Genomic DNA, 12,215 nt, shown 5'->3' with positions numbered 1-12,215 from the left:
CCGCACACCTGCTCGCACACCCGCCAACCCGCTCGCCAACCCGTACCTGCCCAGGGGGAATTCCGTCATGACCGCCGCCCGCAAGACGCTGGCCCTCGCCGCCGCCACCGCCCTGCTCGCCCTCGCCGCCCCGCTCGCCCTCGGCGGCCAGGCCTCCGCGGCCTCGGTGTCCACCTGGGACAAGGTCGCCCAGTGCGAGAGCGGCGGCAACTGGAGCATCAACACCAACAACGGCTACTACGGCGGCCTCCAGTTCTCCCAGAGCACCTGGCTCGCCTACGGCGGCAGCCAGTACGCCCCCTACGCCAACCGGGCGACCAAGCAGCAGCAGATCCTGATCGCCGAGAAGGTCCTCGCCGGGCAGGGCCAGGGCGCCTGGCCGGTCTGCGGCCCGGGGGCCAACCTGGGCGCCGACCACGCCAACCCCTACCCGGCCGGCACCTCCTACCCCGACCCGGCGTCGCTGCCCGCCGGCACGCTCGTCAAGTCGCCCAACGGCGCCTCGGTCAAGGTCCTGATCAGCGGCGCGGGCCTGCCCGTCGCCGGCTCCGACGTCGCCCCCGACGGCTACGACCTGAGCAAGATCGTCCTGGTGGACGACGCCCGCTTCAACGCCCTGCCCACCACCCCGCCCGAGGGCACCGTCGTCCACGACCAGGCCGGCGGCAACGCCCGCTACGTCGTCGTCGCCGGCGCGGCGCTGCCCATCTCCGGCGCGGACTGGACGGCGGCCGGCTACAACACCCGCCCCGACATGGGCGTCCCCACCGCCTGGCTGCAGAACGCGCTCACCAACACCCTCCCGACCGGCCTCGTCGTCCACGACCAGGCCGGCGGCAACGCCCGCTACGTCGTCGTCTCCGGCGCCGCCCTGCCCATCTCCGGCGCCGAGTGGACCGCCGACGGCTACAACACCCGCGCCGACATGGGCGTCCCCGGCGCCTGGCTCGCCTCCGCCACCCAGGCCACCGTCCCGAACGGCACGGTCGTCAACGGCCAGGCCGGCACCGACCCGTCGATGTACGTCATGGTCAACGGCGCCGCCCTGCCCATCTCCGGCAGCGAGTGGACCGCCGACGGCTACAACACCAAGACCCTGATGGGCGTGCCCGAGGCCTGGCTGCAGGGCGCCGTCGCCAAGCCCCTGAAGAACGGCACGGTCCTCACCGACGCCGCCGGCACCAACTCCACCGTCTACGTGATGGCCGGCGGCCTGGCGGTCTCCCTGACCTACGCCGACTTCACCGCGATGGGCTACGACAAGCAGCCGCTCATGGGCGTCCCCGGCACCTGGCTGGGCGGGGCCGCCGCCAAGAGCGCCCCCACCGACGGCACCCTGCTGCTCTCGCCCGACAGTTCCACCGTCTGGCTGGTCGCGGGCGGCGGCAAGAAGGCCCTCACCGCAGCCGACTTCGGCCCCGGCAAGTACAGCCTCGCCGACGTGGTCAACGTCCCGACCGCGCTGACCGCCAAGCTCCCGACCACCACCGCGTAACCCCGGCCCCCGACCACCCCCGAGCCGCCCGGCCACACCCGCCGGGGGGCTCGGACGTGTGCCGTGCTTGCTCCCTGCGGTCGGAGGGGCAGCCCCGCACCGGCGCGGAATCGTCCGTGCACGCCCCGCCCGGCTCTGCCGCGAGCCCGCAGTGCCCCCCGCGCCCCGTGGCATCCGCCGGGGCACCGGCGCGTCGACGCCGGCGGGCGCGGGCCGACCCCCTTGACTTGGGGGGCGGGGCGCCCCGGACCGGTTCCGCCGTGTGTGCGCCCCGCGCCCGCCGGTTCGGAGAGGACGGCCTTGAAGGTTCTGACGCACAACGTGATGTTCCTGTCCGGGCTGACGCAGAAGAGCGAGGGCGACTGGAACAACGCGGCGCGCTCGCGGCTGATCGCCGAGTCCGCGCACGTCGCGGACCACGACGTGCTGGTCTTCCAGGAACTCTTCGACCCCGGCCCCTCCGAGGAGTTGATGCAGGGCCTGGAGGGCCGGGGGTACCGCCACCGCACGCCGGTGGTCGGAGTGGACGAGTCGGGCTGGGCCGCCACGCACGGCCGGCAGATCTCCCCGCTGCACGCCCGCGGCGGGGTCGCGATCGTCAGCCGGTGGCCCATCCTGCGGATGGAGCAGTACGTCCACGACGTGGCCTGCGGCCGGGACGCCGAGGCCGCCAAGGGCTTCGCCTACGCCGTACTGGAGGTCGACGGCCGGCGCGTGCACGTGGTGGGCACCCACCTGCAGTCCGACGACGGCGCGTGCCCGACCGGCCGGACGAGGATCATGCGCCGCTCCCAGCTGCGCGACATCGACGTCTTCCTGACGGACCGCCGGATCCCCGCGCACGAGCCGGTGATCGTCGCCGGGGACTTCAACACCGACCGCCACTCGCCCGACTTCCAGGACGTCCTGGGCTTCGGGAACCTCCAGGAGGCGGGCCCCCGGACCGGCTGGAAGTACTCCTTCGACACCATCGCCAACGACGCCGCCCTGCAACGCCACCCGGCCGACCCCGCCGAGGACACGGACCACGTCCTGCTCCGCAAGGGCCACGCCCCGCCGTGCGACGCCTGGACGAGCGAGGTCCTGAAGACCGCCTCGCCGACCTGGGAGGCGGTCGGCCGGGCCTTCACCGACTACAGCGACCACTACCCGGTGACCGCGGGCCGCTGAGCCCGGGCCGCCCGCGGACCGGCACGTCCGTTCCGGGAGTCGCGAGCCGTCCGACAGGAGGAGCGGATATGAGCTATTCGGCACCACAGCAGTTCGGCGAACTCACCTTCGTCTTCAGCACCGGCGAGACGAGACCGCCCGAGGGCTACCACGCCCTGTGCAGCGTCATCCCCGACGACGCCCCGATGACCTGGGTGAGGGGGAGCACCGCAGGCTCGGCCGCGCGGGCCGAGCCCAGGCAGTGGCGCAAGGTCACCGACTCCGACGGGGTGCTGCGCGGCCTGGTGCCGGTGGCCCCTCCCGGGTACCGGGCACTGAGCGCGCTGTGGTCCTCGGACACGGTCCACGGGCCCCGCGACGTCCTGCGCGACCTCGGCGGCGCGGCCTTCGTCGCCCAGGGCGACCTGCGCTGCGTGAAGGAGGAGATCGGCGGACGCCCCTACGTGGCCGTCGGCGCCTGGCGCGGGCGCGGCGGGCTGGAGATCCCCGAGACCGTCCGCCCCGAGACGATCCCCGGCGGCACGGGCTGCCTGCTGACCCCCGGCATCGCGACCTGGATCTCCTACTTCGACGGCGACTACGAGGGGGAGGACCCCGGCGACGTCCACGTGCTGGACGTGCCGATGCGGCAGGTCCGGCAGGGGACGGCGAAGGGCCCGGCCGTCACGGACGGAGGCGACGTGCCCGAGCGGACCGAGCCCGTCGTCGACCGGGAGGTGGTCCTCCCGTGCACCGCCGTCCTCGACCGGGGCGCGTCCACGGAGTGGATCCTGCGCAACTCGCCGACGTACACGGTGCGGCGCCAGCGGTTCTACACCCGGGTCGCGGTCACCGACCTGCGGGAGGACCCGGGCCCGGGCACGGTCGGCGCCACCGTCCCGTGGGGGGTGGACGAGGCGCAGTCGCAGGCCTGCCGCGAAGCCGTCGGCCTGTCCGTGGGGTTCGAGGCGGGCGTCGAGATCGAGGGCCACGGCGCCAGGGCGGCCGCGTCCCTCAGCCGCGAACTCGGCTACGACAGCACGCGTTTCGTCACCGCCATGACCCGGGAACGGCAGGAGGTCCGCGCCCCCGCGCCGGGCCTGCACCTCACCGCGCTGTACGTGGAGAGCCACCGCATCGAGGTCGTCCGCAACGACCCGGACCACACGCCCCCCTCGGACCGGGCGGGCCTGACGTTCAACGCCCACGCGTCCTGGACGGCGCCCACCCACCCGCCGCGCCACTGAGGGGCCGGCGCCGCCGGCCGCTGCACCCCGATTAACGCCGTCACCACTCTGTTGACTGTTCATCAGATCTTGCGAACTCGTGGTCGTCGGCTGGTTGGGCCGGACGGGCGGTGGCTACGCTCGGCCGTGTCGTCCGATGGGGGGCGGCACCCGTCGCGTGCCGCGCGCGCCCGGCCCTCATGGCCCTCGGGCGTCACAGCGGAGCACGCGCGGGCGGTTCCCACGGGAGTGGATCATGAGCTCTGTTGGTCGCAAGACCGTCGCGGTGATGGCCGCGGCCTTGGCCTCGCTGGGTGCGGGGAGCGCGGTCACCGCGTCCGCGGCCGCCTCGTCGGCCCCGTCGTGCAGCGGGGCGGCGGAGTGCCCCAGCCTCAAGCCGACCAGGCTCACGACCAGCCAGGCGAGCCTGAACGTCACCCAGATGCAGCTGGAGAACATCCACGCGATGGCCTCCGACGCCGTGACCGGGGAGCCCATCCGCGGCGCCCGGATCGTGTTCGCCACCGTGGGCGGCCGGACGCTGGGCGCGGCCTACACCGACTACGACGGCATCGCCGCGATCACCGCCCCCGAGAACCTGGGCCCCGGCACCTTGCAGGAACTGCTGGGCGGCTACGAGGCCGCGATGGTCGGCGACGGCGTCCACGCCCCGGCCGGCGCGCACGGGGCCATCACCATCGGCACCGACCAGGGCCCCGGCGTCCCGGGAGGCCCGTGTGCCGTGTGCAGCGACCGCGGGCTCAAGCAGGACGTGGTCCCGGTGGACTGGAGCCGGTAGGGGCGCTGGTGCGGCACCGGCCGATGCGGCCCCGGGCGTGAGCGCACCCGAGGCCGCGCGACGACGAGAGGGCGGGACACCATGACAGGGCCGGACACCGCGACGGAGCGGGGTACTGCGACGGATCGGGACACCGCGACGGAGCAGCCGTCGCCGGTGAGCACGGACGCGATCTGGCGGCTCCCGGTGACGGTCTGCCGCATCACCGGGCTCCTGGGCGAGCGGACGGCCGGCGCCCTGCTGGCACGCGCCGTCGCCGTCGCCTCCGCAGGCGAGGCGTTGCAGCCCTCCCTGATCGGGGACCGGGAGCTGGCCCCCGACTTCCGCCGCTCCCGCTCGTGCCGGGAGTTCGCCGCGCCCGAACTGCTGGCGGCCATCGACGAGGTGCTGGAGGCGGTCGAGCACACCCTGGGCGTGTCCTGCCGCAACACCGAGCCCGACTACACCCTCAACGTGCACAACGACGGCGACTTCTACCGGCCGCACCAGGACACCAGCGCCGAGTTCTCCCCCCGGCGCCTGCTCACCTTCGTCTACTACCTGCACGGAATGCCCCGGCCGTTCGGCGGCGGCGAGCTGCGCGTGTTCGACGCCGCCCTGCCGCTGTACGGCGGGACGACGGGGGAGTGGGAGAAGCGCACCTGGCGGGACTGGGAGCCCGAGCACGACAGCATCGTGTTCTTCCGCCCCACCGCCTGGCACGAGGTGCGCCCGGTGCAATGCCCGAGCCGGCAGGCCGAGGACAGCCGCTTCGCCGTCAACGGCTGGCTGTGCAGCCCCGATCCGGCGAACGGGGCGAGTGGGGCGAGCGGGGTGCGCTGACGCTCAGTCCTTCAGCATCACCAGCGGCAGTCCGCTACCGTCCCAGGCGCGGCGCGTCTCGTCGGCCCGGTAGCGGTCGGCTTCCAGGTCGGCGGCGAAGGCCTCCAGGAACTCCCGCAGGCCGGCGGCCTCGTAGCCGGCCCGCCAGCCCTCGTGCGACCAGTCGATGATCTGGCCGCGGCGCTGCGGGGTGGGCGGGTCCAGGTCGATGCAGATCACGTCGCCGTTGCCGATGGAGATGAAGGGGATCCATCCGGCGGACCAGGCGACGTCCCGGCGGATCACGCCGTCCTCCGCCCGCTCGTCCCAGGGCGGGTCCCCGGCGTCGACGGACCGCTCGCGCCAGTCGTCCACCATCGCGTCGAGCGGGTGGAGCGCGGTGTGTAAACCGATCAGGACCCCCGGCAGGCCGTCGTGGCAGCGGTAGGACTCCCGGACGTCCGGCGGGAGTTCCACCCCCATCGCGGCCTCCGCCGCCCGGATCTGCCCGTCGGTGGCGCCGGGCGGCATCGCGGCCGCCACCTCCGGGGCGATCCGTTCCAGCGCGGCCTCGATCCGCGCCCACAGCTGCTGCATCGGGAAGCCCCCTTCGTCGTGTCGAGTGATCGAGTCGAGGACCGGAACGTAGCACCGGCCACCGACACTGATAGTTCTAACCGGGTCCCTGGTGGTCGTGGCTCTGCCACTGACTGACGCCCTGCTGGGCTGTCCTCCGGTTGTTCTGTCCGGCTGCCGGGGCCCGTTCAGTCATCAGTCATCGGGCGGTGCCAGGGCTCCTGTCAGAGCCACCTGGTAGGAAGGGGCTGATCGTCAGCCGACCGGCCGTCGATGCGTGGTCACCGAAGGAGGTCCGGATGTCCGTGGAAGACACTCCCGTGCGGGAGGACGTCATGACGGCCGGGGCGGCCCTGCGGATCTACCCCGATCCGGCGGACGTCTTCGTCGCCGACCAGGCCGAGTTGGCCCGGCACCTGCACCCGCTGGTCTCGATCGACCTGGCCCAGGTCAACCCGGCCTGGCACGGGTGGATCCACCTGCTGAGCCCGCTGGAACCGTCGGAGGGCTGCATCGGCGACCACACCTCGGCCTTCCACACGGGGCTCCAGGCGTCCAACTGGCTGGGCTTCACGCTGGAGGGCGACCGCTTCCGCCTGGCCGGAGACCTGCGCTACTTCGCCCGGGCGGCGGGCCCGGGCGAAGTCCCCGACCCCTGGCCGGGGTTCCACGCCGACCTCGCCGAGCACTGCGAACGCCAGGAGCGCAGTTACCGGGCGCACCGCGACAGCTTCCGCCGCGAGGGCCGGCTCGTCCACCTCGGCGACGACGGCCTGCCGTACCCCGGCAGTACCGGCGAGATGGCCCTCCTGGACCAGCTCGGCGGCTACGCCGACTCCGCCGGCAACTGGATCGAGACCGACGTGTTCCCGCTCGACTACGACGGCGACCGCACCTGGCCGGTCGGCCCGTCCGGCCGCCGCTTCGAGTTCGTGGCGGCGGTGCCCGGCTGGCACTACCGCAGCAGCGGCGCCGACTGGATCATGCTGTTCTTCGAACCCGTCGACCGGCTGGCCCTGTTGACCTTCGACTGGAGCTGAGGCGCGGCGATGCCACCGGAGGAGCGGCAGGGCGGCCAGGGCGGTCAGGGCGCGGCAGGCGCCCGAGCGGCCGCGCAGGACTTCTTCGACGAGATGCGCCGGTGGGAGGAGTGGATGGCCTCCTGCCGGCACGACACCACGGGCGGCGAGCAACTGGCGGCGGTGAAGGAGGTGTTCGCCAGGCATCTGGCGGCCAGGGCGCTGGCCCGGCACCAGTCGCGCTACGACCTGCTGTGCTTCGGCACGCCGCCGGAGTTCGAGGCGCCGATCCTGCGCGTCGAACAGGAGTCGCCGGTCAGGTGCTGGGTGTACGTACCGGAAGGGCTGATCGGCGGCGAGGCCCGCTACGCGATGGTGCGCGAGGGCGGTGCGTGGAAGGCCGCGTTCAAGGAGGCCGACATCGCCCTGACGGGCCGGTGGAAGCGGTGGCCGGATCTCTGACACCCGGGCCGGGCCGACCGCTCCGGGCCGGTCAGGCGTGGCAGCGCAGCAGTTCCAGCGGCGGGCTGGCGAGGAGGTCCGCCCAGAAGTCCTCGCCGAACTCGCGCAGGCCGGCTTCGGACACCTGGAGGGGGACCCACTCGGCGTCGCCGAACCCGGCCGCCCGCAGGCACTCCTCGTAGACCTCGCGTCGCGGGGCCGCGCCCACGATGCTGATCGGCTGCGGGTCGAGGAGGGCGGTGATCCGCACCCGCGGGCCCGTCTCGATCTCCTCGCCGGTCGGCTCGCAGCGGAACCCGTACTTGTCCAGGGAGGGGCAGTCGAAGCGGTAGTCGGGTTTCTGGGCGAGCACGAAGAACTCCCCGCCCGGTACCAGGCTCCGGTGGATGTTGCGGCACATCCGCTCCATCGCCGCGACGTCCTCGGCGTAGTTGAGGCACTGCACTCCCAGTGCGATGTCGAAGTGACGGTCGAGGGGCCGTAGTTCGGCCACGTCGCCGACCTCGTAGCGCACGCCCAGCGGGTCGCGCTGCTCGATCGTGCGCGCGGCGGCGACCATCTCGGCGGAGATGTCGACGCCGAGGACGTCGGTGGCGCCGCGCCGCTTGAACTCCCTGCTGTAGAAGCCGGTGCCGCACGCCAGGTCGAGGACCGACCGGCCGGCCACGTCCCCGACCAGGCCCAGGAAGCTCGGCACCTCCCCGTAGCGGATCAACGGCAGGGACTTGAACCCCTCGAACGCCTCGCCGATCCCGTCGTACTGCTGCACGCCCACGTGCCGCCCCTCCTGTGTGTCGCCCGCCGGGTCGCGGCCGTGGCGGAAAGTCTCCTCCGCCCCGCCGGGCCGCCGTACTGGCAGATGACACAAAGAAGTTGGCCGGTGGCGGCGGCTCGGGGTGCGCACCCTCCTATCGCCCGACACCACACTCGGGGGGCGGGGAAACGCCGTCGAAGGGCCATTCGAGTGACGTCCCGCGTCCTCGCGTGTCCGAACGGCCACACTGGCAGCGCTGAGGAAGCCCGCCGTTCAAAGGAGACGAGTCCGTGAAGAGCCTCGGAAGGACGCTGGTCACCGTCGGTGCCGCTGCGGTTCTGTGCATCGCGGTCCCGGCCAACGCCCAAGCCGCGGAGGGGACTTTCACCTACATCAGCAACAACCAGGAGCACACGCTGGAGAACCCCGAGGGCGACCGGTGCTACGACCTCGGCCGCCGCGTCGCCGAGCTGTACAACGACACCGACGCGGAGGTGGCCGTCTTCCTCGGCGCCGGTTGCCAGGACGAGATCGGGACCATCAGGTCGGGTGGTTCGAGCATCCGAAGCGGCATCGGTTCGGTCAGTTTCACCGACGACGAGTAGTCGGCGCACCCGGCGGTGGGGCGGCCCGGCCGTCCGACGTGATCGTGAAGGGCTCGGACCAGTTGCCGGAATCACCGGACAGGACGACCCGGTAGTCGTCTCCAGGGGGGACGTCCGGCACGGTCACCTCCATCCGCCCCAGCAGGATGTCGAAGTCACTGGCGAGGACGCGGTCGAGGAGGGTGACGCCGCCCGCGCGCAAGGCGATGGACCCCGTGCGGTTGGTGATCTGCGCCGGCGGATCCGAGACGTCCCAGGTGACTTCGACCCGCTCGCCGACCCGCCAGAGCGCCCCCGCCCGAGGGGAGAGAATGCGCGGCACGTAGACGTCGCGCCGGGACGTGCGCTCGGCGGAATGGGCGGCCACCGCCAGGCCGGCGGCCTGCGCCTGGGCCGGCACCGTGGTGAGCAGGCTCGGCATCGCGGCGGCGGCCAGTGCCACCACGCCCAGGACGGGTCCGTTCCAGATCCTCATGGCCCCCAGTGTCTCGGTTCGGCCCCCGACGAGCGCACGGACGGGCGCCCCTTCCCTCGATCGGGGGAACGGCTGTCGGTGACGGACGGCCCGTGAGGGGGGCGTGGCCCGGGGCCTGAGGGCGGCAAGCGGCCCGTCAGCCGCCTGACGGGGTGTGAGGTGAGGGCGTCACGGCTCCTTTTCCGGTGCGGGTCGGTCGCCTACGGTGGGTCACCCCGAAGACGAGGAGCGGAGGTTCCCTGTGGCGGACGAGGCGACGACGCAGTACCGCAGCTATGCCTGGGAGGACGAGCACGGCGTCAAGTACGTGGCCGCCTACCCGGGCGACGAGGAGGCCGACGAGGAGCGCAAGGCCGAGCTGCGGGCGTTGGGCGCCCGCGTGTCGGCGGACCTGGTGGCCGAACAGGAGGCCGAGCGGGAAGCCGAGCGGCGTAGGGCCGGCCGGGCGGCCGGGCGAGGGGCCGGGCGTGCGGGGCCGGCGCTGCGGCTGATCCGTGGTGAAGGCTCGTCCTGAGCGCGTGACCGGGCCCGCCGGTCCGCAGGGCGCGGACAGGCGGGCCCGCTTCAGGCCGGGCCGTCGGGGGTGTGGTCGAAGGTGTGGGCGCGGTGCCGGGCGAGGTCGCTGAAGGAGCGGGCGGCGGCGCTCTGGTAGGCGGTGTCCCGGCGGAGCAGGGCGACGGCGCGCGAGGGGAGCGGCGGGTCGACCGGGACGGAGCGCAGGTGCGGGTGTTCGCGGGTGGTGGCGTCGGGTAGCACGGTGGCGAGGCTGGTGCGTTGGACGATCGCGACGAGCGCGCTGACGGAATTGGCCTCGATGGCGATCCGCGGCCGGACCCGGTGCTCGGAGAGGAACCGGTCGATGTGCTGCCGGGTCGCGAAGTCACCGCTGAGCAGGGCGAGTTGCTGGTCGCCCAGTGCGCGGACCGGGAGCGGGCCCGAGTGGGCCGCGTACGGGTGGTCGGAGGCGACGACGAGGCCGAGGTGCTCGGTGAACAGGGTGGTGGCGGTGACGGCCGGCAGGTGCGCTCCGCCGAAGGCGATGCCGAGGTCGAGCTGGTCGGCGGCCAGCTCGGACTCGATGCGTTCCTGTGCCATCTCGCGGACGTCCAGGCTGATCCCGGGGTGGCGCGCGTGGAAGTCCCCGATGAGCGGCCCGGTCAGGTAGGCGGTGAAGGTCGGGGTCACGGCCAGGCGCAGGGTGCCGCGTGAGAGGTCCTTGACGTCCCGCACCGCGCGCTCGGCCGCCGCGAGGTCGCGCAGGGCCCGGCGCGCGTAGTGGGCGTAGGCCTGGCCGGCGTCGGTGAGGCGCACGGTGCGCCCGGAGCGGTCGAGGAGCTGCACGTGCAGCGAGCCCTCCAGCTGCTTGATCTGCTGCGAGAGGGTCGGCTGCGAGACGTGCAGGGCCTCGGCGGCGCGGGTGAAGTTGGCGTGCTCGGCCACGGCGAGCAGGTACCGGAGGTGGCGCAGTTCCATGAGCCAACTATAGGCAGCACTGATGGCAATGATGGCTACTGCGTCTTGGACGCTATAGGCCCAGGTCATGCATCGTGGAGGTCATCGGCAGGCACCAACGGTCGTCGAAGAAGGAGTGACCTCATGAACGAGATGGCGCAGGGTTTCCAGCGGTTCAGCCGGGACGTGTTCCCGACCCGGGCGGCACTGTTCAGGAGGCTCGCCACCACCCATCAGCCGACCGCGCTGTTCATCGGCTGCTCGGACGCCCGGGTCGTGCCGGAGCTGATCACCCAGACCGATCCGGGCGAGCTGTTCGTCATCCGCACCGCCGGCAACCTCGTGCCCCCGTACACCCGGGGCGCGGACGGTGTCGCGGCGAGCATCGAGTACGCGGTCGGCGTGCTCGGGGTCACGGACGTGATCGTCTGCGGGCACTCCGCGTGCGGCGCGATGACCGCCCTCGCCTCCGGTGGCGACCTCACCGGCCTGCCCGCCGTCGCCACCTGGCTGCACCACGCGGACGTCGCCAAGGCCCGCACCGACGCGGCCGAGCACCTGGCCGGCGCGGAGCGGGTCGCCGCCCTGGTGAAGGACAACGTCCTCGCCCAGCTGGCCAACCTGAAGACCCACCCGTCGGTGGCCAAGGCCCTGGTGCAGGGCAGGGTGACCCTGCACGGCTGGGTCTACGACATCGGATCCGGCTCCGCCGAGACGCTCGACACCGACAGCGGACGGTTCGTCGCCCTGGCGGGCTGACCACCGCGTTCCCCTCGACCATTCCCTCCCACCACCCCCAGACCAGGTCCGGGCACCCGCCCCGGACCCATCCCCGAAAGGCCCACCCCATGGTGCACGCGCAGTTCGACCAGACCGCCCGTCAGCAGCTCGCCCTGGAGGTCGTCGACGCCAAGACCCGCAAGGACCTCACCTGGCAGGAACTCGCCGACACGACCGGCCTGTCCGTCGCCTTCGTCACCGCCGCCCTGCTCGGCCAGCACGCCCTGCCCGCCGACGCGGCCAAGGCCGTCACCGAGCTCCTGGGCCTGGACGAGGACGCGGCCCGGCTGCTCCAGACCATCCCGCTGCGCGGCAGCATCCCCGGCGGCATCCCCACCGACCCGACCATCTACCGCTTCTACGAGATGCTCCAGGTCTACGGCACCACCCTCAAGGCCCTGGTCCACGAGCAGCTCGGCGACGGCATCATCAGCGCCATCAACTTCAAGCTCGACGTCAAGACCGTCGAGGACCCCGAGGGCGGCCACCGCGCCGTCATCACCCTGGACGGCAAGTACCTGCCCACCAAGCCGTTCTGACCCCCGCGCGGGGCGGGGGGGGCGCCCACGCGCCCGCCGCCCCCCGCCGCCGCGCGCCCGCCCCCCCCCCGCGCCGGGGCACT

At 73.1% G+C, this 12,215-nt stretch carries 15 protein-coding genes; 11 read left to right on the top strand and 4 right to left on the bottom strand.

The features are described 5' to 3' along the window. Positions 1-67 precede the first annotated feature (67 nt). The 5 genes from ACFV61_RS30580 (at position 68) to ACFV61_RS30560 (ending at position 5,491) form a co-directional block, all read left to right on the top strand. Complete coding sequence (locus ACFV61_RS30580) at positions 68-1,495, top strand: transglycosylase family protein (protein WP_380495135.1); 1,428 nt, start codon at positions 68-70, stop codon at positions 1,493-1,495. Positions 1,496-1,795: 300 nt separating this feature from the next. After that, positions 1,796-2,665: a sphingomyelin phosphodiesterase gene (locus ACFV61_RS30575; RefSeq protein ID WP_380495133.1), complete on the top strand. Its 870-nt coding sequence runs from the start codon at positions 1,796-1,798 to the stop codon at positions 2,663-2,665. Between the two features lie 68 nt (positions 2,666-2,733). Next, positions 2,734-3,891, top strand: a complete 1,158-nt coding sequence (locus ACFV61_RS30570; RefSeq protein ID WP_380495131.1) for a hypothetical protein — start codon at positions 2,734-2,736, stop codon at positions 3,889-3,891. A gap of 235 nt (positions 3,892-4,126) precedes the next feature. After that, positions 4,127-4,669, top strand: a complete 543-nt coding sequence (locus tag ACFV61_RS30565) for a hypothetical protein (protein ID WP_380376098.1) — start codon at positions 4,127-4,129, stop codon at positions 4,667-4,669. A gap of 156 nt (positions 4,670-4,825) precedes the next feature. After that, complete coding sequence (locus ACFV61_RS30560) at positions 4,826-5,491, top strand: 2OG-Fe(II) oxygenase (RefSeq protein WP_380495129.1); 666 nt, start codon at positions 4,826-4,828, stop codon at positions 5,489-5,491. A gap of 3 nt (positions 5,492-5,494) precedes the next feature. Here ACFV61_RS30560 and ACFV61_RS30555 read toward each other — a convergent pair whose 3' ends face one another. Continuing rightward, the gene (locus tag ACFV61_RS30555) at positions 5,495-6,067 is read right to left on the bottom strand and encodes an SMI1/KNR4 family protein (RefSeq protein WP_380495127.1); all 573 of its coding nucleotides are present in this window, start codon (positions 6,065-6,067) and stop codon (positions 5,495-5,497) included. A 278-nt stretch (positions 6,068-6,345) separates the two neighbouring features. Here ACFV61_RS30555 and ACFV61_RS30550 point away from each other — a divergent pair, with 278 nt between their 5' ends. Both ACFV61_RS30550 and ACFV61_RS30545 read left to right on the top strand, forming a co-directional pair. Beyond that, entirely contained in the window at positions 6,346-7,086 is a 741-nt protein-coding gene (locus ACFV61_RS30550) for a hypothetical protein (RefSeq protein WP_363378152.1), read from the top strand. Between the two features lie 9 nt (positions 7,087-7,095). Continuing rightward, positions 7,096-7,527 carry a hypothetical protein gene (locus ACFV61_RS30545; protein WP_380376093.1) on the top strand — a complete coding sequence of 144 codons (432 nt, stop codon included), beginning with the start codon at positions 7,096-7,098 and terminating at the stop codon, positions 7,525-7,527. 31 nt (positions 7,528-7,558) lie between these two features. Here the strand turns inward: ACFV61_RS30545 and ACFV61_RS30540 are convergent, their stop codons facing one another. Then, positions 7,559-8,302, bottom strand: coding sequence for a class I SAM-dependent methyltransferase (locus ACFV61_RS30540; RefSeq protein WP_380425551.1), 744 nt, complete (start codon positions 8,300-8,302; stop codon positions 7,559-7,561). A gap of 269 nt (positions 8,303-8,571) precedes the next feature. Between ACFV61_RS30540 and ACFV61_RS30535 the strand changes: the two genes are divergently transcribed. Next, a complete protein-coding gene (locus ACFV61_RS30535; RefSeq protein WP_380425553.1) occupies positions 8,572-8,886 on the top strand; it encodes a hypothetical protein in 315 nt (104 codons plus the stop codon). Here the strand turns inward: ACFV61_RS30535 and ACFV61_RS30530 are convergent. After that, positions 8,870-9,361: a Ser-Thr-rich GPI-anchored membrane family protein gene (locus tag ACFV61_RS30530; protein ID WP_380425555.1), complete on the bottom strand. Its 492-nt coding sequence runs from the start codon at positions 9,359-9,361 to the stop codon at positions 8,870-8,872. The genes ACFV61_RS30535 and ACFV61_RS30530 overlap by 17 nt on opposite strands. 241 nt (positions 9,362-9,602) lie before the next feature. Here ACFV61_RS30530 and ACFV61_RS30525 point away from each other — a divergent pair, with 241 nt between their 5' ends. Further along, positions 9,603-9,875 carry a hypothetical protein gene (locus tag ACFV61_RS30525; RefSeq protein ID WP_380495124.1) on the top strand — a complete coding sequence of 91 codons (273 nt, stop codon included), beginning with the start codon at positions 9,603-9,605 and terminating at the stop codon, positions 9,873-9,875. Between the two features lie 50 nt (positions 9,876-9,925). Here ACFV61_RS30525 and cynR read toward each other — a convergent pair whose 3' ends face one another. Beyond that, positions 9,926-10,834 (bottom strand): transcriptional regulator CynR, encoded by a 909-nt coding sequence (gene cynR / locus ACFV61_RS30520; RefSeq protein WP_380495122.1) that lies wholly within the window; start codon positions 10,832-10,834, stop codon positions 9,926-9,928. Between the two features lie 123 nt (positions 10,835-10,957). Here cynR and ACFV61_RS30515 point away from each other — a divergent pair, with 123 nt between their 5' ends. Beyond that, complete coding sequence (locus ACFV61_RS30515) at positions 10,958-11,572, top strand: carbonic anhydrase (protein ID WP_380495120.1); 615 nt, start codon at positions 10,958-10,960, stop codon at positions 11,570-11,572. Between the two features lie 89 nt (positions 11,573-11,661). Then, positions 11,662-12,132 (top strand): cyanase, encoded by a 471-nt coding sequence (gene cynS / locus ACFV61_RS30510; protein WP_350881326.1) that lies wholly within the window; start codon positions 11,662-11,664, stop codon positions 12,130-12,132. Positions 12,133-12,215: the final 83 nt, after the last annotated feature.

It is taken from the genome of Kitasatospora sp. NPDC059817, from assembly GCF_042731835.1.
In the GTDB taxonomy this organism is placed as follows: domain Bacteria; phylum Actinomycetota; class Actinomycetes; order Streptomycetales; family Streptomycetaceae; genus Kitasatospora.
The sequence above is the reverse complement of the archived record's forward strand: the minus strand, read 5'-3'. Positions and strand labels throughout refer to the sequence as shown.

Excerpts from the sequence above, each read along its gene's own strand:
- ACFV61_RS30545 (WP_380376093.1), top strand. The coding sequence starts at position 7,096 with ATGCCACCGGAGGAGCGGCAGGGCGGCCAGGGCGGTCAGGGCGCGGCA.
- ACFV61_RS30580 (WP_380495135.1), top strand. The coding sequence starts at position 68 with ATGACCGCCGCCCGCAAGACGCTGGCCCTCGCCGCCGCCACCGCCCTG.
- ACFV61_RS30530 (WP_380425555.1), bottom strand. The coding sequence starts at position 9,361 with ATGAGGATCTGGAACGGACCCGTCCTGGGCGTGGTGGCACTGGCCGCC.
- ACFV61_RS30570 (WP_380495131.1), top strand. The coding sequence starts at position 2,734 with ATGAGCTATTCGGCACCACAGCAGTTCGGCGAACTCACCTTCGTCTTC.
- cynS (WP_350881326.1), top strand. The coding sequence starts at position 11,662 with ATGGTGCACGCGCAGTTCGACCAGACCGCCCGTCAGCAGCTCGCCCTG.
- ACFV61_RS30555 (WP_380495127.1), bottom strand. The coding sequence starts at position 6,067 with ATGCAGCAGCTGTGGGCGCGGATCGAGGCCGCGCTGGAACGGATCGCC.
- ACFV61_RS30515 (WP_380495120.1), top strand. The coding sequence starts at position 10,958 with ATGAACGAGATGGCGCAGGGTTTCCAGCGGTTCAGCCGGGACGTGTTC.
- ACFV61_RS30550 (WP_363378152.1), top strand. The coding sequence starts at position 6,346 with ATGTCCGTGGAAGACACTCCCGTGCGGGAGGACGTCATGACGGCCGGG.
- cynR (WP_380495122.1), bottom strand. The coding sequence starts at position 10,834 with ATGGAACTGCGCCACCTCCGGTACCTGCTCGCCGTGGCCGAGCACGCC.
- ACFV61_RS30565 (WP_380376098.1), top strand. The coding sequence starts at position 4,127 with ATGAGCTCTGTTGGTCGCAAGACCGTCGCGGTGATGGCCGCGGCCTTG.